Below are 26,802 nucleotides of genomic sequence, written 5' to 3'. Positions count from 1 at the left end.
AAAAAATGCTTAAAATCAATGATTCTTATAGATATATCAATGATTTACAATAATATGTGCTAATTCAAACAATGAAAAGTGAATAAAAATCGCCTTAAGTTTTTATTTAATAAAATGCTATTTTTGTTGGAATTTTTTAAGTGTATCACTAATTTTAATAATCGCTTCATTATCTAAAACAGCTTCTAGTTCATTTTTTGCATCATTTAATGAATCAAATAACTCATCTTCTTTACATAAAAGTAGATAATCAGGGAGATTGTAGATGTCATATTTTGCATTATTTTCAATTAAAAGCATTAGCGAAATAATCGGCACTTGTTGGGGTATTAAATTTAGGATGTGTTTTATTACCAAATCGTTTTTTAGTACAGGATTAGGAAAAATTTTCTTTTTATTGTCAAATTGATGACTTCATTCACGTTCAAGGCAATTGCCATCAACTTCGCCTTCGGCAAAAAATGGATAAATAACAAATAAGGCAAATGGACTTATTAGAATAGGACCGGAACTAAAAATTTTATTTTTATCATATTTGTAAGTGGCTTTTTTTAGTAATAAACTATTATTTGACTTAGCATACGTGCTCAAAGTGTCTTGCAAGGCTTGAAGATTTTCTTTTTCTTGCAGCTCGCGTTGTTTGCTATTTTTTCTAACAAAGAAAAAAACTAAACCAAAAGTTAAAATTAAGGCAAACATCAGTGCTAACCCAAGCGAAATTCCTAAAATATATTTACCATCCATAGACATAATATGCTTAATTCTTCTCTAAAGTAATTGTAATTTAATATTAATTTTTTATTAGTTTTTTGAAGTTATTCTTTGAATTTAAAAATATGGTCGTTTAATTGTTGTTTCTTTTTCTTGTAATCAGGATCTAAGCTGCGAACAATATTTCAAAATTTTTTTGAATGGTTTGCTTCAAAAAAATGGCTTAACTCATGAGCAAGCACATAAGAAATTATTTCAATTGAAAAGCACACTAAATACTTAGAAAAAATAATAAGTTTTTTTTCAACATAATTAGTTGCCCAAGCACTCTTTTTTTGTCTAATTTGAATTTTGAGTGGGCTAAATTTTTCTACAATTCCTTTAAATTTAAATCAAGTACACAAATCGACTAATACTGAATAAAGTCGTTTCGACAAATACTTTCATAGCGTACTTTCAATTAAATCAGTATTAGAACATTTAAGTTTGATTTCAAAATTTTGATGATTAAAAATAATTTGTTTTCCATCATATTCAAAGTGACAAAGCTCGCCAAAAAAATTAAAACTACGATTTTCAAGATCAATTTCATATGATGGACGGTCTTGTTTTTTTAACAGCGAAGGAAGGCTCTTTAAAATAAAGTTTTCTAGCAAAGGTGTTTTAAATAAATGCACTGGCGTTTTTAGAATAATAGTTTCGTTTTTTCTTTCTAAATAAGCATTTTTATTATTAGTAAAAATAACGGCAATTTGATATTCATCGCCGTTAAGAAAAACTTTATGAATCATGTTTATTTTTGGCATAGTGTTTAAAAGTAATTTTAGCAAGTGCTTAAATAAAAAAATGTTATTTGACAATTAAATTAAGAATTTTATTTTCAACATAAATCACTTTGAAGATCTTTTTATTCTCAAGTCATTTTGCAATCTGCGACTGAGCTGAAGCATTTTTGACAATTGCTTCTTGATCTCATGAAGGCATAATTTCTATTTGCCCTCTAACTTTTCCATTAATTTGTACACCGATTATCGGGTTTTGCGCAATAATTTTGCTTTCTTCACAAAATGGTCAACTTTGCATTTCCACTGGCGCTTCATTAATCATAGCTAGCAACTCTTCTGCCAAATGAGGGGCAAAAACACTAAAAATAATTGCAAAGTTTTTAAGGGGTAAAGTGGATGGTAAAACTTTTAATGTTCCTAAATAATTACTAAATACCATTAGTTTACTTATCGCAATATTAAATTTGTACTTTTCAATTGCATCTGTCGCTTCTTTGATAAGAATATTTAAATTGCTTTCAAGTTGATCGTTTTTTTCACTCAAACTAAATTTTTGATTTTTAACAAAATAATTGAAATTTGAATAAAGGCGGTCTAATCATTTACGAATTCCATCAAGAGAAGATGTATTTCACGGTTTTGAATCAGTTAGTGGACCCATAAACATCTCAAAAATTCTAAGGGCATCAGCGCCATGCGTTTGAATTAAATCATCAGGATTAATAACATTACCTAATGATTTAGACATTTTCTGGCCATCGGGACCTAAAATTAAACCTTGATTAATCAATTTAGTGAATGGTTCTTTTGTTGGTACGATGCCAATGTCAAATAAAAATCTATGTCAAAAACGAGCATAAAGTAAATGTAGTACCGCATGTTCTTGACCACCAATGTACAAATCAACCGGCAATCAATTTTCAAACCGTTTTTTTGCTTCTGAGCTATCTAATGGAGCATAAGTGCCATCACTATTTTTTAGAATGTAAGCCAAATAGTATCAACTTGACCCTGCTCACTGTGGCATAACATTACTGTCACGCCGAAAGTTTTTGCCATTTACTTTAACATTCATTCACTCTTTAATATTTGCTAAAGGTCCTTCAGTTGACCCTGATGGTTTGATGTTATTTGTTTCCGGTAAACTAACTAGTTCTTTAACTAAATAAATATCATTATTTTCGTCAAATAAAATTGGAAATGGTTCTCCTCAGTAACGTTGACGTGAAAAGATTCAATCACGCAGCTTATAACTAACGTGTTCTTTAGCTGAGTTTAAACTACTTAGCTTTGTAAAAATAGCTTTTGTTGCGTTAGCATTGTCTTTTTTATTAGCAATGTCGCTATTAAAATGAACGCCATTACCAGTATAAGGCAGCACATTGTCATCACTTTTAATGACTGGAATAATTTCTAAATTATATCTTGTTGCAAATTGAAAATCACGCTCGTCATGAGCAGGAACACTCATAACTGCACCTGTTCCGTGCGACATTAAAACATAATCAGAAATTCAAATAGGAATTTTTTTGTTTGTTAGTGGATGCAATGCATAAGAGCCAGTAAAAACTCCACTTTTTTCTTTTTGCAGTTGCGTTCTTTCTAATTCACTTTTTTGTTTAGAAGCACATAAATATTTATCAACTAAGAATTTTTGACTAGAGGTTGTAATAAGATCAACAAGCGGATGTTCTGGACTAAGCACAAGAGCACTAACACCGTAAATTGTGTCAAGCCTTGTTGTAAAGGTTTTTATGATTCGGTTCTTTTCTAATTTTCAACTAACAATGTGGCCATTACTTTTTCCAATTCAATTGCGTTGCAAGGCCTTAAGACTTTCGGGTCAATCTAGAGAATCAAGTCCTTCTAGTAATTTATCGGCATAATTGGAAATTTTTAAAACTCATTGCCGCATTGGTTTTTTTACAACTGGAAATGAACCTCTTTCACTAACTTTAATTCCATTCTTTTCTACAATCTCTTCGTTAGCTAGAACTGTACCCAAGCCCTCGCATCAATTAACATCAACTTCTTCAATTGAAGCTAAACCATTTTTATAAAGTTCTTTAAAGATTCATTGTGTTCAATAATAGAACTTAGGGTCAGTGGTGTTTATTTCTTTGTCGTAATCATATGAAAAACCCATTGCCTTTAGTTGACGACGGAAGTTATCAATATTTTTAATAGTAAAAGGAGCAGGATGGTTGCCGGTATTAAGCGCATATTGTTCTGCTGGCAAACCAAAAGCGTCCCAACCAATAGGGTGCAATACATCAAAACCATTCAATCTTTTAAAACGACTAACAATATCAGTGGCCGTATAGCCTTCAAGATGCCCAACGTGCATCCCCATACCAGAAGGATAAGGAAACATGTCTAGAATGTAAGCTTTTTTATTATGTTTTTCAGTTGTTTTAAACGAATGATTTTGCTCTCAAAATTTTTGTCATTTTTTTTCAATTTCGCGATGATTATACATGCATAAAATTTTACTCTAAAAACTACAATTTCGCGTCTAAGAGCACTATAAAATAAAAACTAGACTAGATATGTCTAGTTATGTGGCATTGTTAATATATGGCAGGGGATGCAGGATTAGAACCCGCACTAAAGGGTTTGGAGTCCTTGGTTCTACCATTAAACTAATCCCCTGAATGTGCTTAGTCATTTTAACATATTTAACAAATTTTAGATTTTTACTTTGCAATTTTAAAATAACAAACATCGCCATCTTGCATTAAATAGTTGCGTCCTTCAAGGGCGATTTTGCCAGCTTTTCTACATTCTTTTTCACCGCCGTAAGAAACATAGTCATCATACTTAATGACTTCGGCTTTAACAAATTTCTTTTCAAAATCAGTGTGAATAATGCCAGCACATTCGGCGGCGTTTTGGCCTTTTTTAAAAACTCAAGCACGTGCTTCAATTTCGCCAGCAGTAAAGTAAGTAGCTTGATTAAGCAAATAAAAACTTTTTCTAATAATTTGATCTAAGCCCGATTCTTCAATATTATATTCTGCTAAAAAAGTAGCTTTTTCGTCTTTATCAAATTGACTTAGTTCGTATTCGACTTTAACATTAACTGGAATAAGAATTTCAGAATTTTGATCCAAGTGGGTTTTCAAATTCTGATAGTGGTGAGCATTATTCAAATTTTTAAAACTATCATAGTCTAAATTAGCAACATAGATTGTAGGTTTAAGACTAAGTAGTTGATAAGACTTAATTATTTCTTTTTCGTCATCACTAAGTTCAAGATCTTTAATCATTTTTTCATTAGCGAGTGCTTCGCGAATTTTTAGCGCCACAGCGTATTCTTTTTTTAGATCTTTATCAGCACTATTTTGCGCCTTTTTACCAATTCGATTAATGACATTTTCAATCGTTTGCAAATCAGCTAAAATTAATTCCAAATTTATGATTTTTAAGTCTGCTAAAGGGTTAATTTGATTTTTAACATGAACAATATCATTGTTTTCAAAACAACGCACAACATGAATAATTGCATCAACTTCTCTGATGTTGGCTAAAAATTTGTTTCCCAATCCTTCACCTTTAGAAGCGCCTTCAACTAGCCCTGCAATATCAACAAATTGAAAGGTAGCGGGTACGATTTTATTAGTATTTACAATTTTGGCTAATTTTTCTAGGCGCGTGTCGTTTAAGTTAACAATAGCAACATTTGGCTCAATGGTAGTAAAAGCATAATTAGCTGATTCGGCTTCGTTTAGGGTTAGAGCAGAAAAAAGTGTGCTTTTGCCCACATTGGGTAAGCCAACGATTCCAGCTTTTAGTGACATAACTTTCTCCTTTTTTTAATTAATTGATTTAGAAATATAAACATGACCAAGCGTTTTTTTCGTATCGTAAATTGAAATAAAAGCATCAGGGTCTTCTTTGGTCGTGATTTCTACAACAGTGGCAGCATCGACATAAAAACAATTAGCTACTAACACGGTTTGTTCTTTTTTACTATATCCACCTCGAACAATTGCCGTAGAAGTTGTAAACCTTTTATCCTTAAGTGAATAAATTGCTTTTTGAATTTCTTCAATTTTAGAAGTATAAATTTCTAGTTTGACAAGCTTATATTTTGGAAATAGAACATCAACTATTAGGCCATTAATTAGGATCATCAAAAATGATGAAGCAAAACTAGGATTAAATAGTAATTCTGTGCTTCAAGGCGCCACTTCTCAGCCACTTGGAAGCGACGCTAAGTTCTTTTGAATTGTTAAAGAAGCTGGTAAATATGTACCTATGAAATTAGAAATTATCAAACTAATAATATGAAAGATAATATAAACAATTCCTAAGTTCTTGAATTTTTCCCTTGAATATCAAACTACTAGAATATCAAATCCGGCAGTAGATGAATTAAGAATTAATAAGGCTGCAGCAATTGCTCCTTGGATTATTGCTCATAATAGGCCGTATAAAACAATTGCAACATGTTTGTTAGCATCGCCTAGAAAAGATCAAATTGCCGTTTGTACAATACCATCTGTGTTGCGATAAATAAAATCATTTAAAGGACGACCAAATAAATTAAGTTTTTCACTACCGGGAATTAATCCAAAAACAATCCCGAATGCCGTAGAAAAAAGCATAAAGATGAAAGTTAATAAAGCAAAATTACGATTGATTTTTTTAGCAGCGAAAATAAAGAGTGGAATATTAATAGCAAAGTTAATGAATCAAAAGAGTACAACAAAGACAATTCTTGCAGCCTCTTTACTGCCATTATTATATTGGATTAGGAAACTAATAAATCTTGCTCCACCATGGCTAATAGCATCAACACCAAAGCCATAGAGGCCGGTGTTTTGAATAAAAATGATGCCAAAAAAAGCAAATAGAATTGAAATGATGATGGTTCAAATAATTTGTAGCGATTTTTTCTTCACCCGATGAAGCATTGAAAAAGGCAAAAGTTGGTCAGAAACTTTGACTCTACCAATTTCATACTGCTGGTCCGTTGGCTTTTGGGGTTCTTTATTATGTTTTTTCAATATTAATACCTCGTGAACTCTTTAAAAAAATTTTAACTTTTTTTTGATTTCATTCAATAGTAATTTAAAAAATAGTTATTATATTTCTAACATAGTTAAGCTAATTTGCAAATTAAGGAGAAATGACATGTATAAAAATTTTAACGAAGGTATGATTGAAGTAATTACCGGACCAATGTTTTCAGGAAAAAGCGAGGAGCTGCTAAAAAGAATAAGGACCTTAGAATATGCTAAATTGAAACCGCTTGTAATTAAGCCCGAATTTGATACTAGATTTTCGGAAAATGAAATTGTTAGTAGAGCCGGTGTTAAACATAAAACTCATATTCTAAAAAATATTAATGATGTTTATTTTTTGCTTCAAGAAGATAAGTATAAAGCTGTTGTCATTGATGAGGCACATTGATTCAATGAAGAGCTCGTTAAAGTCGCAGATGACCTTGCTAATAAGGGATATTTAGTAATTGTTGCCGGGCTTGATCAAAACTATTTAAGAGAACCATTTGGACCAATTCCTAATTTACTTGCCATTGCTGAAAGAGTAACTAAGCTACAAGCTATTTGTGTAAAATGCCAACATGCCGCTTCGACTAGTTTTCGTAAAGTAGCAGCTAGTGAAATAAATTTATTAGGTGATTTTCAAGAATATGAAGCGCGGTGCCGTAAATGTCATAACGCTGGTCAAAAAGAAAAATTACAAAAAAAGGTATAAAAAAATGGGGCGTGCGATGGGAATCGAACCCACGTATGTCGGAGCCACAACCCGATGCGTTAACCACTTCGCCACGCACGCCAATTAAATGCTCTAGTTATTTTATCACAAACTATTAAAAATAAACTATTTTGCGTATTTGTTGATTTTTGGTAACTTTTTTGCTTGAATTAAAAAAACCAGCGTAAATTCTCCTTTAATGTTACCAGGTAATTTAGCTAAAATTTCACTAGGGCTACCTTCGTAACTAGTTTCATGCAATTTAGTCATTTCTTTTATTAAATAAAGTTTAACTCCATCACCAAAAACGACTAAAAAATCATTAATAGTACTAATAAGTTTGTGTGGCGATAAATAACACACATAAGTTCCTGGCATTAATTTTTTTAGCTCATTTTGACGCGCCAAAGATTTATCTTTTAAAAATCCTAGAAAAGTAAATTGCGAAGCAAAGTTTGCTTTAATAATGGCACAAATTAAAGCACTAGGACCGCCAATTACGTCAATAAAAATTTCATTAGCCTTAGCGGCTTGAACAATAGCAAAACCAGGATCAGAAATACAAGGCATTCCCGCGTCGCTAATTAAGGCGACTTTTTTGTTTTCTTCTTTAATTAATTTAATAATTTTTGGGCACATCGCTTTTTCATTAAAGTTATGATAACTTAACAAACTTTTATTAAAAATTTCAAAATGATTAAGAAGTTTTAAACTAGTGCGCGTGTCCTCGCATAAAATAACATCAGCAGCTTGCAAAGTTTTAAGTGCTCTTAGTGAAATGTCTTCTAAGTTGCCAATGGGAGTGCCGACTATTGAAAGTTTATACTCCATAAGCTTCTCCTAATTTGGCAATAAAATTGGCTTTGGCTAGTACATAATTAGCATTTGAAGCAAGGGATTTTTTAAATTCGTGAATAATCATTAACACTGAAATAGTGGTCTCAAAGTCTTGATAGTTAAAAGCCGTTTTTTTATCAAGTAAAACAAAAGATGACTTAGCATAATTTTGATATGAAAAAATTTCATGAAAAATAAAATCAAGCAATAAAGCAAGCATATAAGCATTTTTTTCATCGATTGTAGCATCTAAATAACTTAAAAAGGCATGAGGATCTTTTCTTGCATTACTTAATTTAGCAATAAGCTCATCATAAAGTGCAAAATTTTCTTCGGTCATTTGTGATGTTAAAAACTCATCGTTTTCACTAATTCTAGCAAAGAAATTATCATATTTCGATCCGCTAAGCTGCAGGTCAAATTCTCTTTTAATGTCAATAATAAAGGCACGAGATTTTATTGTTTTTAGTACTTTATTTTGGGCATTAGTAGTAATAAAAATAATGCAATCTTTTGGCGGATTTTCTAAAAACTTTAATAAAGCATTAAGAGTCTTTTGTGAACCATTTTCAATATTTTTAATAATTAAAATTTTCTTTAAATTGTTAACGTTTAGTTGCGAAGTAGAAACATTTTTAACTGCTTCAAGAATTTCATCTTTAGCAATCGCTTCATTATAACCGTCAACTAAAAAATAAAGTTCCCCCATGGGGATATCTCTAAATTTTTCAAATGATTCTTTATTAATTTTGTTAATAAAATGAGTTAAATATTTATCAAAGTTAACTTTTGGCAAAGCCACAAACAAGTAAACTTGACTTAATTTATTATGCGCAATAGCGTGATCAACTATCTTAAAATAGTTTTCGTTATGCATTTCTTAAAGCACTCCTTCATTTTTTAAAATGATAAGCAGTTGTTCAAAAACTTTAACGATTGATTGAGATGCGTCAATAATTCTAAATTTTGTTGGATCACTATTGATTACTTCAAAATAAGCTTTGCGTAAGGCTTGGTAATATTCAACTTGGTCAGTTTCCAAACGATCGGTTTTTTCTCTTAATTTTGTTAATCTTTCAACAGATACTTCTGGTTGCAAATCAAAGAAAATTACAAAGTCTGGTTGAGTATCTTCAATAACCATTTCGTTAATTTGTCTAACTTTATCTAACCCAACTTTACCAAGGATTCCTTGGTAAACAAATGAGGAATGTCAAAAACGATCAGAAATAACATTTTTTTTCGCTTTCAAAGCTGGTCAAATTGCTTTTTCTAGATTTATTCGACGTGAAGTCACAAATAAAAGTGCATCAACCATAGGGCTAAATTTATTGCCTGAATCAAGCACAATTTTTCTAATATTCTCCGCTTCAGCTGAATAAGCCGATCCTGGTTCTCTAGTAAAAACAAAATCATCAATTTTGCCAATGTTAAATAAATAGTCTTTTAGCATTTCAATAATTGTTGTTTTTCCTGAACCATCCATTCCTTCAATGGTAATAAATTTAGCTTTTTTATTCATAACATGTTTCCTTAAATTATTGTGAGATTAAAATTTAGTTTTTTTAAGAAATGATTGTTTTAACGTTTCACTATCAATATACTCAACATTTACTCCAAGTGGAATGCCAGTGGCTAGTTGATAGACATTGTGCATATTATTGGCGTCACGTAAAGATTTTTTTAAATAATCCATCGTAATAGCGCCTTCAATAGTGGGGCTAAGAGCCAAAACTACTTCATTTGCTTTTGTTGCTATTAGTAGCAATTTTTCTAGGTTTTTATTAAATAGCAAATTTGGTTTTTTGGGATTGTAAAGGGCTTCTAGGATAAAGTATTTACCACGATAGATTTGGGCCACTTCAAATTGTTTGATAGTTTTAGCATTTTCTACTACCATCAATTTATTTTCGCGAGTTGAATCTGAACAAATTTCACATTTTTCTTGGCTACTAAAATTATTGCAAAACAAACATTTTTTATAAGTTGTTTTAATAGTTTTAATTAACATTGCAATATCATCTAACTCGCCACTTTCGGCGTTAAGAATATATTCAACAATTGCTGTAATTTGTTTTTTATTCAAACCTTGTATTGCTTTAAGCTTAATAGTTAGTTTATTTAATAATTCATCATACATTTTAGATGCTTGTATTTGAGTATTTATCCCCAAGTTCGTCATATTCTTCGTCAATAATGTCAATAGCTTCATTAATAGCCAGCATCACTAAGTCTTGTACCAATTCAGGATCTTCGGGATCAATTAAAGCTGGCGAGATTTCAATTGTTTTTATTTTTCTTGTTCCTAGCATTACTACCTTGATGCCTTGTTTTTTTACAACAAATTCCTTTTTAGCAATTTCTTTTTCTTCGACTTCCATTTCAGCTTGAAGTCTTTTTGCTTTTTTTAACATTTCATTAATATTCATTTTAATTACCTTCTTCTATACTAAATTTATCGCCAAAAATTTCTTTGCCAAGATTTTCGGCACTTTTTGAGGCAAGATCATATTTATCTGCCAGTTTTTCAAATTGACGAGGCACGCGTTTCATAATGGTCGCACTGTGTGCTTTTCAATAAGCCTTAATTTCGGCATTTTGTTTACTAGTTACTGCAAATAAATGCACATATCTTCCAAATAGCAATTTAGCATCATTTACTAGTGAAAATTTATAAGCATTACGATTTAGAGCAAACACTTTTTCGTCAATAGGAGAGCTAAAGAGAATAAAATCATCAGCCGAAGCTAAAATTTCTAAATCTTTTAAAATTTCTTTACTTTCAGTTTGTTCTGGTTTGCTTAATTTAGTTTCAAGCATTGCATATGAAATTTTGTCAATAGTACGACGGTGAGTCATATTATTTTCTTTTTCATGAATTTTTAGTTTTTGCGTAATTGCAAGGCAATCTAAAATTAAATCAAAATCAAGTTCCGGCGGGTTAGTAGTTTCTTCAAAATTTTCATTAATTTCAAAATCACTTGTTTGTGAGCTATCAAGGCTAAGAATATCATTTTCAACATCAGCCATTTCAAATTCTTGAGTTTTTTCTTTTAGAACTAGTTCTGAGGTTTTTTCTAGAACTTCATCAACCGAAATTTCTTTGACTTCAATGTCTTTATTTGCAATTGATGAAAGATCAAAAATTGAGTTAATTTTTTCAACGTTTTGCGACATACGTTTTTTAGGGGTTGGGGAATTAGGCTCAACATCAATTTCGAAATCTTTCATTGGCGTAGTTTGTGGACTAATTTCTTTAGCCTTAGGCATAACAATTTCATTAACAAAATTTTCGTCATGCGTTTTTAAAGTTGCCATTTTTATAAAACCAAGTTCTAAAGTTTGCAGCGGCAAATCGCTATATTTTAGCTCTTTTAGCAAATTGACTAGCTCGCTAATAAATTCATAGGTTTTGTCGATTGAAATTTTAAGTGTTTGTAAATCTGTCACGTCGCTTATTTCAAGAAGTGCAGCATCTTCGGTGCGACTATATACTAAAAAATCTTTTAAGACATTAATCATTTGCGTTACTAGGCGTTCAATATCAGCACCAGCATCAATTAATTTGCCAAGTTTTTGAAGCACTTCTTTAATGTTGTGTGATGCCATTAAATTAATTAAATCAATCACATTTTTAAGATTAATTAGGCCAAAAAGGCTTTCAACTTCGACCAAAGTAATTTTGCTATTTGTTGCAAAAATTGAAACTTGATCAGCAAGTGAAAGGGCATCACGGAAACTTCCGTTGGCCAATGAAGCAATTAATTTAAGAGCATTTTTTTCATAATCGATATGTTCCTGATCATAAACATGCATCAAATGCATGACAATAACATTTTCATCAATTCGCTTGAAATTAAATCTTTGTACCCGACTCAAAATAGTAAGCGGAATTTTTTGAGGATCAGTAGTGGCTAGAATAAAAATTGCATGCTTAGGTGGTTCTTCTAAAGTTTTTAGCAATGCATTAAAAGCTGATTTTGAAAGCATATGCACTTCATCAATGATATAAATTTTGTACTTTGAGTGAGTTGGTAAGTGCTTGATTTTTTCACGCAACTCTCTTATATCATCAATTCCGGTATTTGAAGCAGCATCAATTTCAATAATGTCTAAATTGCGGTCAATATTTTCAATGCATTCTTGACAAGGTTCAAGCAGATCACTAGAATGTGAACAATTTAAGGTATTAGCAAAAATTTTTGCAACTGATGTTTTACCAGTTCCATGGGGACCGCAAAATAAATATGCGTGGCTAATTTTTTGCATCTTAATAATGTTAGTCAAAGTGCGAATAATATTTTCTTGGCCTTTAACTTCGTCAAATTTATTAGGCCGATATTGGCGATAGAGTGCTAAGTATTTACTTTCCATTATTTTTGCCTTTATTTATCTTTTAGTAATATTTAACATTTTACCAAGGTTAATGTAATTAATGCGCTAAATCACCGCTAATAAATTATTATTTAAAAAAATCAAGGAAACTAGTCACAAAACCAATTTATCAAATAAAAACGTAGCAATTTGTTTTCGAAGAAAAAAGTTTATAATGTAATTAAAAAGTGAGTTTATATAATGAAAAATGAACTAATTAATCCCAAAATTAAAAGAGATCTTTGACACACAATCATGCTAAGCTCATTGATTTTTGTAATCAGTATAGTAATCTTAGCAACGACAATTCTATTTGATCCCATTAATTTAGCAAAGTTAAATATTTATGCCCAGGCCACACCTTTATTCTTAGGTTTTATTTTCATTTTAATCTTATTGATTAAATTTTTTGAACTTAATAAAAGCCATAACGAAATGAAAAAATGATTTTGAAAAATTATTTTAATTTCAATTATTCTTTTAGTTTTAATTGCAATTTTCTTTATGATTAGTACTTTTATTTTTCCTTCAATTTCGACTTATCTTTCTTCAAAACCAAGTGAAGATCAAATTAGAAATCTTCAACAAAAGCTTAAGGTCTTAAAACTAGCAATTATTGTACTTGATAGCATTGTAGCTTTACAAATTTCATCATTATTGATTTCATCAATTTTAGTTCTTAAAAAACCACAATTAGGATTGAAATAAAAACTCGATTTTTATCATTCATAAAGTTGTTTTTTCAAACTCTTATAATTTAGTTTTTTAGTTTGACTTTAATAAAAATGTTTTATTTTTCTATAAATTATTAATAATTATTGGCTTGATTTTCGATATAAAAATGCCGTAACAAAGTCGATTACGGCATTAAACTAATTGGTTTGATTTATTATTATTTTTCAGTTTCACTATCACTTATTTGACTATTTAAAACTTCATCAGTTCTAATTTTAAACTCATTGATTATTGTTTGCTTACGCGCCTCAATAGCAGCGTCTACTTCAGCTTCATTTTTTCCTTCGGCAAGCATCTTACGACGCTCACTTTCAAGTAAATAACTAACAAAGTCAACAAGTTGTTGATTTTGATTGATTTCTTTGCCTAAGTCACTGTCTGGGCCAGAGATTCAAGGTAAATCGCCAAATCCTGCGTTTGATGATTTAATAGCATCATAGTTATTCATTAAGTTAACAACAGATTCTAAGGCAATTCTTTGTGTTAATTCTTTGAAACGCTTTGAGCCCAATTGTGTATAAACTTGATAAGGATTTTTTTGTGAGTATTGCACCAAATGTGAACTTCTTCTTAGTTTATCCATAGTGTTAATGTGATCTTGTCAAGCACTATCAAAAACATTTAAAATGATTGTTCGTTCAGAATTGGTTAGCGCACTAACACCGTATTTTTCAACAATATTTTGCCGTAAAATGTCATATTCACGATTGAAGATACCAATTAAATAATCAACCAACTCATCACGGTCATATTTTTGTAGTTCTGCTTCAGTGAATTTGTATTCAGTTAAATCCATTCAATTTTTGTTTAAATATTCACAAAATCTTGGAACATCTAGAGTACTTTCATTGATGAAATAAGGATTGTCTACTGTTTGCGTTACGCAAACGCTAATCATTTTTCGAATAATTGACCCTAAATCATCACGATCCAAAATTAAATCACGTTGTTCATAAATTAGATCCCGTTGTTGGCGAATAACGTCATCGTAGTTAAGAACACTCTTACGATTATCAAAGTTAAAACCTTCGATTTTCTTTTGAGCATTAAGAAATGCTTTTCTAATCGCTTCACCTTCAATTGGATCATCACCATAAGCTTTAAAAATTTCTTTTCAACGATCTTGGACTGAGAAACGTAAAATCAATTGGTCATCAAGCGACAAATAGAATTTAGAATAACCAACATCACCTTGTCGACCCGAACGACCCTTTAATTGATTGTCAATTCTTCTTGATTCAGCTTTTTCAGTGCCTAGTACATAAAGCCCGCCTAATTCAATTGCTTCTTTAGAAGGCTTGATGTCAGTACCCCGACCAGCCATATTAGTAGCAATAGTAACAGCCCCAACTTGTCCAGCTTTAGCAATGATTTCAGCTTCGGAAGCATCTTGTTTAGCATTCAAAACCGTGTGAGGAATTCTTTCTTCAATTAAGTATTCGTGCAAAATCTCAGAATCTTCAACTTGCGCCGTTCCAATTAAAATTGGTTGGCGTTTTTCATACACTCTTTTAACTTCTTTAACAACCGCTTGTCATTTTGCATGCATTGTGACATAAATTTCGTCTTTATCGTCTAGTCTTGCTAGGGGGCGGTTAGTAGGAACGACATTAACACGCATATTGTAAATTTCAATAAATTCTTTTTCTTCAGTTTTGGCAGTTCCGGTCATACCGCTAATTTTTTTGAAAAGCCTAAAGAAGTTTTGATAAGTGATGGTTGCTAAAGTTTTGGTTTCGCCTTCAATTTCAACACGTTCTTTGGCTTGAATAGCTTGTTGCAATCCTTCAGAATAAGCTCGGCCTTCCATTACCCGACCAGTAAAAGAATCTACTAGTTCAATTTTATCGTTACGTACAATGTACTCGACATCCAACTTCATAACTTTATGAGCTCGCAAGGCGTTTTGAATCCGGTGCACAAGTTCTGAATTTTGAATATCGTATAAATTACTAAAGTTAAAGTATTTATTTGCTTTTTCAATACCTTTTTCGGTTAGATACACCGATTTTGTTTCTTCATCAATAAAGTAATCATCGTTTGAAAGAGTTCTAACAAATAAATCAGCAACATTGTAAAGTGGACTATTAGCTTCGTCACCACCAGAAATAATTAACGGCGTTTTTGCTTCGTCAATAAGAATGGAATCTACTTCGTCAAGTAAAATGAAATCTAGGCCTCGTTGCACCTTTTCTTCTTTACTCATAACCATGTTGTCACGCAAATAATCAAAACCAAGTTCAGAGTGCACTGAGTAAGTAATATCACAAGCGTAAGCTTCACGTTTTTCGTTTGTCGGCATTTGGGCTTTATTAATACCAACAGTTAAACCAAGAAACTTGAAAACTTGGCCCATTTCCTCGGCATCTCTTTCTGCTAGGTATTCATTAACGGTAGACACAATAACGCTCTTGCCAGTTAAAGCATTTAAATAAACCGGCGCAATTGAAGTAATGGTCTTACCTTCTCCGGTTTTCATTTCGGCAACTGAACCTAAATCTAAAATAATGCCCCCGATCATTTGCACATCAAAAGGACGTTTCCCAAGAATTCGCTTAGTTGCTTCACGCGAAACCGCAAAAACTTCAGCACGAATGCTTTCAGGTGATTCACCCAAGTTGATTCTTTGACGAAATTCAGAGGTTTTGTTTTGTAGTTCCTTATCACTTAGGATTTGAATATCTTCTTCGAAGTCATTAATTTTACGAAGCGTAGCTTCAGCGATACGCATTTCTGTTGATTTAAAGTTAATCTTCATAGTAATATTAATTTTATACTAAAAGTATTTTTATCAAAGTCAATTAGAAAATTAACCGCTTTATAGTTAAAAATAAAAATGCGAAATGTTAAATATTAAAAAAGTAAATGTCTTAAATATTTTTCAACACAACACTAAAATAAAACCTAAATCTAGGATTTGCTAATTATTTTGAATATAGTGTTGAAAAAAGCAACAAAATTTAAATTACCATAATCGTAATAAAAAATGTCAAATTGGAGAAATCCAGTGGCAAAAAGACTTTTTTTTTTTTTGTAGAATGACTTTTGTTACTTGAAATTTTTTAAAAAAGTAGCTGTATAGAAATCGTTTTATAAAAAATTAACAAGGAAAATAATATGAAAAAATCTAAAAAACTTAGTTTAGCATTAGCAAGCATTGTGGGTACTACTCTAGTGGGGAGCGGTTTAATTGCCGTGTCTTGTAAATCTAAAGAAGAAAGATTAGCTGAAGATTTATGAAAAAAACAAAAAGAATTGCTTGATAAACTAAAAATTTAGTCTTCAGGATTACTAAATACTAAAAAATTAAATGTAGTTACTAGCATAAATTTATTGACCAACATCAAAATAAAATAATTTTGGGTCAATAGTGAACTGCATTTTTTTCTTAACAATTTTCATTAATAATAAAAAAACAATACAAATTATTGGTCAAGTTTTTTAGTCTAAAAAAATAATAAAAAATGGTGGAGATGCGGGGAATCGAACCCCGGTCCACACACTTTCATTAATAAATGTCTACAAGTTTAGTTAATTAAGTGAAAGACCCATTTATTTATCTAATTAACAAATGTCAATAAATTTGAGTAGCAATTATTTAACACTTAACTTAGCTACTTTAGTTAAGGCATAGTTCCTAAGCGACAAAGCAAATATTTGAAACTAATATATTCGCCTGACTACGATTTATTAAGCAAATAGTAGATTTTGTTGTGTTTGTGAGTTCATCACAAATTGAAGATCAAGTTTCTTGTCTTCAGAAGTTTCTAAGTTTCCGTTTAAAAAAGCCTAGATGGTTTTAGGTTACCAACCACTGCAATTTATTAAATCCAGTGCCTGTCGAAGCCATTACACCCCCATAAGCATTTTAGATTTTAATACAATACGGCTTTAATAAATTTTTTTGCTTCGTCTTTTTTAATTTTTTCTCTTTTATCATGTTTATTTAAGTGTTTTGCCAAAGCAATTTCTACTTTGATCTTATTACCCCTTCAATAAAAACTCAAGGGAATGAAAATCAAATTAAGACGTTGCTGCAAACTTCTTAATTTTTTTATTTCATGACGATGCATAAGTAGTTTTCTTGAGCGAAGTGGATCGCCTTTTACTAACATATATTGGGCAATATAAGCATTATTTAATCAGAGCTCATCACTCTGGCTAATTGAGCAAAACGATGATTCTAATTTGGCGTTTTTTGCTCTCAAACTTTTCGCTTCTCATCCTAATAGCGAAATACCACATTCATAAGTACTATGAATTTCATATTCTAATTTAGGAAATTTGTTTTTAACAATTAAAGCCATAACTTAAATTATACTGATAAATAAACCCGTAAGTTGATCTTTGTTTATTAGTCAAAATTCATAAATTAAAACACTCGCTTAATGATCAAACCATAACTAATTAGACTTCAAAAATAACATAAGCATAATAATCCAAAAAACGGCCATTAAATGTGCACTAACATGATGAAGCACACCCACTTTGTGCGTTTTTTTTTTTTTTGTAAAATGATTCACATTACTTTGCTTAAAAAGCACTTTTCGCTACACATGCTTTTTGCGAAGTTTTCAGTATTCAAACATTAATTAATTTTTAAGTTATTAAAAATAGGAGAAATAAAAATTATTAATCATGAGTCATGCTAAGAAAAAGAAAATTGCTATTATTGTGCTCGCTAGCACCGCAGCTCTGTTAGCAGCCGGGACGGTCTCAGGAGTGCTTTATGCTCATCAAAGTGCTACTAAGAGATCCAAAGGTAATGATAAAAAGCCCGAAATTCAAGATATTAGTGAGCTTGAAAAAAAGATTGAAACCATTCGTGATAGCCACAAGCAAAATCTTAAAAATGAAGCTTGAAAGATTCTTGAAGCCCTTAAAATTACCATTAGAAATGCCAAAAAAGCTAATAATGTACGCGATTTAAGCCAAGTTATTAGTGATTTTGAGCGACTAATCCCTTTAGGTGAGGCTTATTTAGCCGAGCTTAAAAAGCTACCTGAACTTGAAGCGCTAGCTAACGATCTAAAAAATGTGATTGATTTAGCTAAAGAAGCCTTAAAAGAAGCTAAAGAAAAACTACTAGATTTGCAACAAAAAGAAAAAATTCTAAAAGACAAGTTGCAAACTTTACTTAATAAAATTGCGCAAGCAATTGCCAAAGAGCCTAATGCTAATGATGTGGCAACAATCGAAGCTTTAATAGCCGAGCTTAAGACACTCCAAATTGAAAGTGACGACCTATCTCAATCACTTAAAGCAGCAAAATTGCTTGAGGAACTTAAACTACTAAACGATGCTAATTTAAAAATCAAAGAAACAATTAGCGTTTTACAAAAACGTTTAATTGCTATCAATCCCGAAAAGCAAAAAGAAATTACTAAGCAAGCAAATCAAAAAATTCTTGATCTAGAAAAATCGCAAAAAGATGTTGAAAATGCTAATGATATTTCAACATTACCTAACGCCATTAAAAAACTTGAAAAAGATCTAGAAGATGCTAAATCTTTAGAAAAAGATGCGAAAGATAACGGCCTAAATGACGTTGCTAAGAAACTACAAGATGCCATTAACAAGGGCGAAGAAGCATTGAAAAAAGGTAAAGAAAAAGAACAAAAAATCATTGAAGCCAACAATGCTTTAATTAAAAAAGTTAATGAACTAGTTGCTAAAATTACAAAAGATGTTAACGACGCTAATAGGCTATCAACTCAAAGTGAAGACAGTCTCATAAATAACACAAAAGCAGCTTTAGAAGAAGACGTAAAACAATCAGAAAAATTGGCAAAACAAGCCGAAGATGCCACTTTATTAGCCGAAGTTAACAAAATTAAAGACGCTAAAGATAAAGCCGAAGAAGCGTTAAAAAAAATTAATGAGATCATTGCCCAAAAACAAGCTATTGAACTTGCAAAACTGGAACTACAAAAATCATTAAGTGAACTAGATAAAGCAACTAAAAATGCGAACTTAGCGGACGATGAAAGCACTTTACCAACCGCAATCGCTTCTTTAGCATCAGCAATCGCCAATAGCAACACAACTCTTGCTAAATATGAAGATTTAAAAGAAAATGAAGTTATTAAACCGCATTACGATGCACTAAAGAATTACTTAACTAACGAAGCAAAAAGTGCCTTAGAGCAAGCCAAAAATCGTCAAGAAGCTAAAAAACAAGCTAAAGCCCAAATTGATAAAGATCTAGCAAAGGCAAAAGCCGATTATGAAGGCATCAAAAATACCATTGATGCGCTTGAATCAACTGATAAAATTGCCGAACTACAAAACATTATTAATAACAATTTACCCACTTTAAAAGATCGCGTTAAAGGAATTGAGCAATCAGCTGAAAACACTAAATATCCTGAAGCTAAAGAAAAAGCCAAGGAACTTTTAAAACAAATTGATAAATTAACACTAGAAGCCCAAGCAAAACTAGAAAAACTTAAAAAAGATAAAGAAACGCAAGAGCTAGAAAATAAAAAACTGCAAGATTTACGGCAAGAACTTGAAGCAGTTATTAAAAACTTAGGCATTGTTAGTGACAGAGCAAAATCGCACCTAGTGCCAGGAGCAAGTGCTAACAACATTGAACTTGCCAAAGCAATTAAAGAAATTGAAGAGCAACTGGCTAATGCCGATGATACAAGAGCCAAAGTTGCCCAAGCTAATAAACAAGCAGAACTGACAAACGAGCTTAACAAGTTAACTGATGTTGAAAACATAGCAAAAGACCTAAAAGCTCAATTGCTGGCTAAAATTGAAGCTTCAAATCAAGACATTGCCAATAAAATTACAGAAGCTAGAGCAAAACTAAGTCAATACATACAAAATGCTAATGAAGCTAACGATCAAAAGAACTTAGCCAATTTATTAGCGGCGATGAACAATCTTGAAAAACTACTAAAAGAGGCTCAAGACATCCAAACTTTAGCCACCAAAGTTGGTTCAAATAAACTAGCTGAAGCTCAAACATTAACTAATGATGTAAATAAGGCCTTGTCAGATGCTGAAGCAAAATATAAAAAGCTAAAAAAATCCTTAGAAGATGAACAAAGCTTGTTAGATAGTCTTAATAAAGCAATTGAAAAGCAAAGCAAAACGCTTAACGACGCTAAACAAGGGGCTGATAAAGCAACCACTATTGACGGTAAAGACAGCAAATATAGCCTTTTAGATAAAGCGTTGCAAGATGCCAAAACTGAGCTTGACAAAATGAAGGAAGAAGCGAAAGATCTAAAAGATCAAGCTAACAAAGATAGTATTAACAACAAAATTGAGAACTTAGAAAAACAAATTAGTGACGGCGAAGAAGATCTAAAGAAAAAACAAGAAGCACTTGCTAAAGATAAAGAAAAAAATGACAAACTAATAAAAGATTTAACTGACGAAGCCAACGACGCTATTAGCAAGGCTAATGATGCCATTCAAAATCCTTTTGACAAAAATAAAACTAAAGAAGCAGAAGATGCCTTAAAAGATGCTCATAAAAAACTTAATGAAGAAAAAGACAAACTAAAAGGCGATGCTCAAAATCTTGAAAAAATTACTAAAAAATTAGAAGAAATTGACCAAAAACAACAAGATTTAGCAGATGCTAAAAAACAACAAGAACAATCAGAAGAAACAAGAGCAAAAGAACTAGCAGAGCAAGCAAAAAAACTACAAACCGAACTTGAAAATTTAGTTAAAGAGCTTAAAGAAAAAATCAAATTTACTGAAATTACAGCTAAAGCAAACGAAATTGAAAATAAGATCAATAATATTAACGAAAACTTTTTAAAAGCTGGCGGCGAGGCTAATAAACTAAAGGATCACGATCACTTAAAAGATGCTTATAAAAAATTAAAAAAGGCCGTTGATGATGCTACCAAAGAAGCAAGCGATGCCAAAAATAAAATAACCACCGATCGACAAGCATTAAACGATCGCTTTAAGTCATTAGAAGCATCAACTACCACTGTTAAAAATGATCTAAATTCGGCTGGCAACGACCAACAAAAATTAAATGAAGTGATAGGCAAATTAGAAGGACAAAACAAACTCCTTGAGCAAGTTCAAAAATTAATTGAAGATATCACTAAAGTTGATCCTGACTCAGAACTTCTTGCCAAGGCTAAAGGACTGCAAACCGAGCTAAATTCAGCTTTAAAAGCGGCTCAAGCCAAACTTAAAACTAAAGCTGAAGAAATTGCCAAATTAAATGAAAGTCTTGAGAGAAAAGCGCAAGAATTAACGGCACAAACTAACAGTACAAATGCTATTTCTAAAGAAAATGTTGATACTCTTGACACAGCAATTAAGAAGTTAGAAGAACTAAAAAATCAAGCTAATACCTTAAAAACTGAAATTAATACAAAAAGAGTTGACAACGATATCAAAAATGAGACTGAGCAAAAATACCAAGCTTTAGTAAAAGCAATTAAAGATGCTCAAGACACAATTGACAACAAAAAAACGGAATTAGCAGCGCAAAAAGCTCAAAACAAAACTAATATCGTTGATCCCGCTATTGAAAAAGCTAAAGATACAATCAATGCTTTAAACAACGCTAATGATGTTCCTTCATTAAAAGACGCGCTTGAAAACAAACAGGCTGAAGCTAAACAATCATTAGAACAAGCAATTCAACAACTTGAAAAAGATAAAGACAACAAAAAGCTAGTTGAAGATAAACTAAAAGAGCTTGAAGACGCTGCTAAAAAAGCTAAAGAAAAATTAGACAAATTAAATCAAAGTGAAGATAAAGAACTTCAAAAAATTCTTAGTGAGCTAAATAAAATTGAAAAATCATTAAAAGACGCTAAAGATGCTTTTGGCGACAGTGACACTATTGATCAAAAAACTACTAAAAAAGATGCACTACAAATAGCAATTGATCAAGCCAAAAATGATCTTCAAACGCAAAGTGAAAAAGCTAATAAACTTCAAGACCCTGCTAAGAAAAAACAAGCAACTGACAGAATTGATCAAATTAATCAAGCCATTAAAGATACTTATCAACCGTTAGTTGAAACCAAAGAAAATGAAATTCAACAAGCTAAAACCGAAAATAGTCAAAAAGTTGATAGTGCTTTAACTGAGTCAAAAAAATCTTTAGAACAAGCCGACCAAGCAATTGGTGATGATAATAGTAATTTTGATAAAAGTCAAAAACTAGATGACGCCAAAACTAAACTAAATGAAACTCAACAAAAATTAAATGATCTTAAAAATGAATTAGCCGGTGATTCCGAAAATCAAGCAAAAGTTCAAGATGAATTAACCAAAATTACTAAAAAACTCCAAGACCTTGAGCGAGCTAAACAAGATCTAAAACAGTCGCAAGATCAAAAAGCTAAAGAATTAGCAAAGCAAGCCAAAGAACTAGCTAACAATCTTAATACTTTGGCACACGACTTAGATTCATTATGAAAAAAATCTGAAGTCAATGCCAAAAAAACTGAAATTACTACTATAGTCAATAAAGCTAATACACTAATTAACGATCCAAAGACTAAAGATTTACAAGATCATCCTACACTTGCTCCACACCTAAAAGCACTAAAAGATGCCATTACAAATGCTCAATCAACAATTAATAAAAAAGATAGTGATATACAAACTAAAAAGCAAGCAATTGATAGTTTAATTGCCTCACTTAAAACTGATTTGAATGCATATCAACAAGAACTAACTACTGCCGGGTACGATAAATCTAAACTACAAGCGCTAATTGCAAAAATTGAAAAATTAGATGACTCGAATGCGGCTCTTAATAAAATACAAAAACTACTTGAACAAATTGAAGAAATAAGCTACACAGAAAAGCAAACTGAAATTACCAATTTAAAAAATGCTTTTGAAGACATTATAAAAGAAGCTAAAAGAAGAGTTGCTAATATTGCTCACAAAATCAATGATTACAATCAAGAAATTAATACATTAATAAGCGATATTAACAATGCTAAAACTTTAGTAGAAACAACTGAGAAAATCAAAGTTGATGATTTAGACGCTGCTCTTCGAGCCTTAGAACAACAACTTAATAAAATTACAGGGTTAGAAACTAGAATTAAAAACGAAAAAAGTAGTGATATTAATGCGGGTGTCAAGACTAATCTAGATAAGCTAAAAGCTTTAGAAGCTTTAGCTAAAAGCCTAAAACAAACTAAGGAAGCTGAATTAGAAGAACAACGTCAAGCTAATCAAAAAGCAATTAAAGATTTCGAAGACTTCATGAAACAAAAAAGCAAAGAAATTAATGAAATAATTGCCAAAAACTATGATTTTATCGTTGATAAATACGATAGCGGAAAAGCTGCGGTTGCTAAAGTAAGCGAAATTAGAGGAAAATTAGTTGCTCTTGAAAACCAAGTAAAAGGTGAATCAAAGTGAAATCAAACAATACAAGCTTTTGAAAAAGAATTAACTACAATGTCAACGAGTGCATCTCAACATTGAATTAACTCAGAAGCATCACTTGGTGCGGAACTAGAAAGGTTAGTCAACATTTTAACCATTGATGGTATTAACAATATTGAATCAATCAAAAAACTAGAAGAATTTTTGATTGATGACAAGTTTGATAAAGAATTTGACCTTGCTAAAAGAATAGTCAATGTCTTAAGAGGTTACTTTGAATTTAATTACTCAATGACTCCTTCGTTATATAAGTCTTTATTTGACACTTTAAGTAATACTGTTAGCCGATGAAACCGCGACACTTACAAAACAAATGTTCAAAACCGGATCAATTTAATTAAAAAACAAATTGTACAAAATAGTGATGAAGCTAATGAACTTTTAAATAAAGGTTTTAGTCAAACTGAAATTGACACGCTAAAAACAAACATTATAAGCTCAGACTCAATTAAAGAAGCGCAAAGCAAATTAAATGAAGCTAAAACTAAAAGTCAAAAGATTGCTAATGAATTGAATAGTTTAATTAAAGCTAAGCTTGCTGAAATTAATCAAATAAAAACTAATTTTAAAAGCTTGTGAGAGAATAAAATTGGCCATGATGGCAATCCATCTAATTTCGTTGAAGACTTCACTAAAGAAGCACAGCACAAAATGCAAATAATTGACGAAATAATCAAAAGTATAAAACAGAGTTTTAAAAATAAAAACTATGAATTGAATAACGCATTTAATGAACTTGATCAATTAGCTACTGAGGTAAAAAATTACCTAAAGGAAATGTTTGATAAGTCTACCGAGGTTGCTAAAACGATTGCAAAATGGAAAAATGGCGATTTGCCCGAATTTGAACAAACCGAAGGAATTAAAGAATTAACAAAGAGCTGGAATTTTGAAGCTAGTTTAGCTAATTTAAAAAAGATAGAAGCTGAATTTGCTAATATAAAAAGTTATTGACCAGCAGTTCAAGAATACGCAACTATTTTGAAACGTTCATCAAAATATTTAAATTTACTTGGACCAGTTGAAAAGCTGTTTGCCCATTATCCGGACGCTAAAACGCTTTGAGATGAAATTCAAAAGTGAAATTCTAATGTATACGCTAAAGTTTTAGCATTGGACATTAAAAAATTGAAAATGTCTGAATTAGAGCAAATTTTACAATATATGAAAACTTCAGCAATGATTGATAGAGATATTTTTTCAACGCAAAGAAAGCTTGAATTAAGTTATGAGTTATATCCTAAATATACATCGCACTTTGCAGTTTTCGATGATTGAATAAGTATTGATCACAAATGGAGCGGATACATAATACTAAGTAATATAACAAACAAAAACTTACGCACTAAAGTGAGAGAAATATTAAGAAAAACTTTTGAAAGTCTTAATTGGGATAGATATCCTTTGGACGCGCTTAAAATACGAATGGACCGGCTTGATGAATATATTAAATTCGTTAAAGATAATAATTTAGTTGCTTAAGATTAACCATATGGGTTTAAAACAAAATATTCCGGTTATTAAGTCAATTTAAAATTATTGAACGCTTTGCTCATTGAAAGTAATATTTGAATAATAAAACATAAAAACTCTATAAATTTTAAAAATAAAAATGGTTTCCTTTGATTTCAAAGGCCATTTTTTTAAAAATAACCGCAAATACAAACGAAAATTGGTCACCTCTAAAATTAATTAAATAAAATCCGTTTGAAAAATTCTCAACATTATATAGATGTCAAAACCGAATTTGGCAAAAAATAAATGATTTAAAAAGCGCTCTAACTATTTGATTTGAAATAAAAAAGCAAATCAATTAAAAAAAACTTCAAAAAATTAAGTTGCAAAAAATGAATTTTTAAAACTTTTTAATAATACTGATAGAACTTTAAAATACCAAAGCAACTTTTTTAAAGAATTTATGTTTAGTTAATTTACATAGTAAAATTGTTAGTTTTTGTTATAATTACCATGCAATTTATTACATTGCCTCTAGCGCGTGGGAGAACTTAGGATCACTTAAGTTCATTAACACCACAGAGATCGAAAGGAACTTATTATGGCTAAAGAAATTGTAAGAAAAGCTAAACTACAATTCCCAGCTGGACAAGCTAAGCCAGGACCAGCGCTTGCTGGTGTGGGAATTAATATGCCTGAATTTACCAAAGCATTTAATGATCAAACTAGAGATCGTGGACAAGAACCTGTTCCCGTTCTAATTACTGTTTATAAAGACAAATCGTTTGAGTTTAAATTATTTACTTCGCCTACCGCTTATAAATTAACTCAAATTGCGAAAATTAAAAAAGGAAGTAGCAAAGCTAACAAAGAAAAAGTTGCCACTATTACCTTAGACCAACTTAAAGAAATTGCTGAATACAAGCTACCTGACCTAAATACTAACAACATTGACTCAGCTATGCGTCAAATTGCAGGTACCGCTAAACAAATGGGAATTGAAATCGAAGGATACGCTGAATGACTAAAGAAAGGAACTAACTAATGGCTAGAAAACTTTCAAAAAATGTAAAAAATGCAAAAGCACAAGTTAATAAAACCGATGTTTTTTCATTACTTGAAGCAATCGAACTTGCAAAGAAAATTTCATTCGCAAAATTCGACGAATCTCTTGACATTGCAATTAATCTAAACTTAGACACAAGAAAATCAGACCAACAATTAAGAGGAGCCGTAGCGCTACCTCACGGCACTGGTAAAAATGTCAAAGTTTTAGTAGCAACCGACGAAGTTAGTGCTCAAAAAGCTGCTAAAGATGCTGGCGCCGATTATGTTTATACTGCCGCTGAACTTCCTGAAGTTTTAAACCAAGACAAATATGACTTTGATGTGATTGTTGCTGATCCTAAAATGATGTTAGTATTAGGAAAATACGGTAAAAAACTAGGTCCTAAAGGCCTAATGCCTAACCCTAAAACTGGCACAGTAACAACCAACCCTGCCAAAGCTGTTGAAGAACTTAAAAAAGGTAAGGCTAACTACCGTGCTGACAAAGGTGGAATCATTCACGCATCAGTTGGTAAAAAGTCAATGGACTCACAAAAACTAGTAGAAAATGCTGAAACTTTAATTCAAACTATTAAAAGACTAAAACCTACTACAGTTAAAGGAACATATGTTCTAAACATTACCGTTTCAACTTCAATGGGCCCAAGTATCAAAGTTAAAATTGACTAAAATAATAAAAAATGGCAAAATATCGCACTTAATAAAG

At 31.2% G+C, this 26,802-nt stretch carries 19 protein-coding genes, 2 tRNA genes and 1 other RNA gene; 6 read left to right on the top strand and 16 right to left on the bottom strand.

The window, feature by feature from the left end; all coding sequences use genetic code 4:
• Positions 1-117: 117 nt before the first annotated feature.
• From EXC42_RS05820 to EXC42_RS05810, 6 genes are all read right to left on the bottom strand, one after another.
• The gene (locus EXC42_RS05820) at positions 118-744 is read right to left on the bottom strand and encodes a hypothetical protein (RefSeq protein WP_012498054.1); all 627 of its coding nucleotides are present in this window, start codon (positions 742-744) and stop codon (positions 118-120) included.
• 71 nt (positions 745-815) lie between these two features.
• The gene (locus EXC42_RS05815) at positions 816-1,502 is read right to left on the bottom strand and encodes a M48 family metallopeptidase (protein ID WP_012498053.1); all 687 of its coding nucleotides are present in this window, start codon (positions 1,500-1,502) and stop codon (positions 816-818) included.
• Positions 1,503-1,560: 58 nt separating this feature from the next.
• The gene (leuS, locus tag EXC42_RS00640; RefSeq protein WP_012498052.1) at positions 1,561-3,975 is read right to left on the bottom strand and encodes a leucine--tRNA ligase; all 2,415 of its coding nucleotides are present in this window, start codon (positions 3,973-3,975) and stop codon (positions 1,561-1,563) included.
• 99 nt (positions 3,976-4,074) lie between these two features.
• Positions 4,075-4,148, bottom strand: a tRNA-Trp gene (locus tag EXC42_RS00635).
• 44 nt (positions 4,149-4,192) lie between these two features.
• Positions 4,193-5,296 (bottom strand): redox-regulated ATPase YchF, encoded by a 1,104-nt coding sequence (gene ychF, locus EXC42_RS00630; protein ID WP_012498051.1) that lies wholly within the window; start codon positions 5,294-5,296, stop codon positions 4,193-4,195.
• Positions 5,297-5,311: 15 nt separating this feature from the next.
• Positions 5,312-6,508: a DUF2179 domain-containing protein gene (locus EXC42_RS05810; protein ID WP_012498050.1), complete on the bottom strand. Its 1,197-nt coding sequence runs from the start codon at positions 6,506-6,508 to the stop codon at positions 5,312-5,314.
• Positions 6,509-6,635: 127 nt separating this feature from the next.
• Here EXC42_RS05810 and EXC42_RS00620 point away from each other — a divergent pair, with 127 nt between their 5' ends.
• The gene (locus EXC42_RS00620; protein WP_012498049.1) at positions 6,636-7,220 is read left to right on the top strand and encodes a thymidine kinase; all 585 of its coding nucleotides are present in this window, start codon (positions 6,636-6,638) and stop codon (positions 7,218-7,220) included.
• 5 nt (positions 7,221-7,225) lie between these two features.
• Here EXC42_RS00620 and EXC42_RS00615 read toward each other — a convergent pair.
• The 7 genes from EXC42_RS00615 to dnaX form a co-directional block, all read right to left on the bottom strand.
• Positions 7,226-7,301, bottom strand: a tRNA-His gene (locus EXC42_RS00615).
• A gap of 45 nt (positions 7,302-7,346) precedes the next feature.
• Positions 7,347-8,051: a 16S rRNA (cytidine(1402)-2'-O)-methyltransferase gene (gene rsmI / locus EXC42_RS00610; RefSeq protein WP_012498048.1), complete on the bottom strand. Its 705-nt coding sequence runs from the start codon at positions 8,049-8,051 to the stop codon at positions 7,347-7,349.
• Entirely contained in the window at positions 8,041-8,934 is an 894-nt protein-coding gene (locus EXC42_RS00605) for a DNA polymerase III subunit delta (protein ID WP_012498047.1), read from the bottom strand. The genes rsmI and EXC42_RS00605 overlap by 11 nt, the downstream gene beginning before the upstream one ends.
• Positions 8,935-8,937: 3 nt before the next feature.
• On the bottom strand, positions 8,938-9,579 hold the full coding sequence (gene tmk / locus EXC42_RS00600; protein ID WP_012498046.1) for a dTMP kinase: 642 nt from the start codon (positions 9,577-9,579) through the stop codon (positions 8,938-8,940).
• A 27-nt stretch (positions 9,580-9,606) separates the two neighbouring features.
• Positions 9,607-10,197 carry a toprim domain-containing protein gene (locus EXC42_RS00595; protein ID WP_012498045.1) on the bottom strand — a complete coding sequence of 197 codons (591 nt, stop codon included), beginning with the start codon at positions 10,195-10,197 and terminating at the stop codon, positions 9,607-9,609.
• A 1-nt stretch (position 10,198) separates the two neighbouring features.
• On the bottom strand, positions 10,199-10,486 hold the full coding sequence (locus tag EXC42_RS00590) for a YbaB/EbfC family nucleoid-associated protein (protein WP_012498044.1): 288 nt from the start codon (positions 10,484-10,486) through the stop codon (positions 10,199-10,201).
• Between the two features lies 1 nt (position 10,487).
• Complete coding sequence (gene dnaX, locus EXC42_RS00585) at positions 10,488-12,431, bottom strand: DNA polymerase III subunit gamma/tau (protein ID WP_012498043.1); 1,944 nt, start codon at positions 12,429-12,431, stop codon at positions 10,488-10,490.
• A 201-nt stretch (positions 12,432-12,632) separates the two neighbouring features.
• On the opposite strand from dnaX, the gene EXC42_RS05805 reads away from it, so the two are divergent.
• Positions 12,633-13,139 (top strand): hypothetical protein, encoded by a 507-nt coding sequence (locus EXC42_RS05805; protein ID WP_012498042.1) that lies wholly within the window; start codon positions 12,633-12,635, stop codon positions 13,137-13,139.
• Between the two features lie 184 nt (positions 13,140-13,323).
• On the opposite strand, the gene secA is transcribed toward EXC42_RS05805, so the two are convergent.
• Positions 13,324-15,924: a preprotein translocase subunit SecA gene (gene secA / locus EXC42_RS00575; protein WP_012498041.1), complete on the bottom strand. Its 2,601-nt coding sequence runs from the start codon at positions 15,922-15,924 to the stop codon at positions 13,324-13,326.
• 359 nt (positions 15,925-16,283) lie between these two features.
• Between secA and EXC42_RS05800 the strand changes: the two genes are divergently transcribed.
• On the top strand, positions 16,284-16,445 hold the full coding sequence (locus tag EXC42_RS05800; RefSeq protein WP_012498040.1) for a hypothetical protein: 162 nt from the start codon (positions 16,284-16,286) through the stop codon (positions 16,443-16,445).
• Between the two features lie 186 nt (positions 16,446-16,631).
• Here EXC42_RS05800 and ssrA read toward each other — a convergent pair.
• Positions 16,632-17,025: a transfer-messenger RNA gene (gene ssrA / locus EXC42_RS00570) on the bottom strand.
• A gap of 16 nt (positions 17,026-17,041) precedes the next feature.
• Positions 17,042-17,473 (bottom strand): SsrA-binding protein SmpB, encoded by a 432-nt coding sequence (gene smpB / locus EXC42_RS05795; RefSeq protein ID WP_012498039.1) that lies wholly within the window; start codon positions 17,471-17,473, stop codon positions 17,042-17,044.
• Between the two features lie 331 nt (positions 17,474-17,804).
• Here smpB and EXC42_RS00560 point away from each other — a divergent pair, with 331 nt between their 5' ends.
• The 3 genes from EXC42_RS00560 (at position 17,805) to rplA (ending at position 26,765) form a co-directional block, all read left to right on the top strand.
• Complete coding sequence (locus tag EXC42_RS00560) at positions 17,805-25,055, top strand: MspA/MspB/MIB-like signal-anchor domain-contatining protein (RefSeq protein ID WP_129648839.1); 7,251 nt, start codon at positions 17,805-17,807, stop codon at positions 25,053-25,055.
• Between the two features lie 574 nt (positions 25,056-25,629).
• Positions 25,630-26,073 (top strand): 50S ribosomal protein L11, encoded by a 444-nt coding sequence (rplK, locus tag EXC42_RS00555; RefSeq protein WP_012498037.1) that lies wholly within the window; start codon positions 25,630-25,632, stop codon positions 26,071-26,073.
• Positions 26,073-26,765, top strand: coding sequence for a 50S ribosomal protein L1 (gene rplA / locus EXC42_RS00550; RefSeq protein ID WP_012498036.1), 693 nt, complete (start codon positions 26,073-26,075; stop codon positions 26,763-26,765). The genes rplK and rplA overlap by 1 nt, the downstream gene beginning before the upstream one ends.
• Positions 26,766-26,802 lie beyond the last annotated feature (37 nt).

The organism is Metamycoplasma arthritidis (assembly GCF_900660715.1).
GTDB lineage: Bacteria > Bacillota_I > Bacilli_A > Mycoplasmatales > Metamycoplasmataceae > Metamycoplasma > Metamycoplasma arthritidis.
The sequence above is the reverse complement of the archived record's forward strand: the minus strand, read 5'-3'. Positions and strand labels throughout refer to the sequence as shown.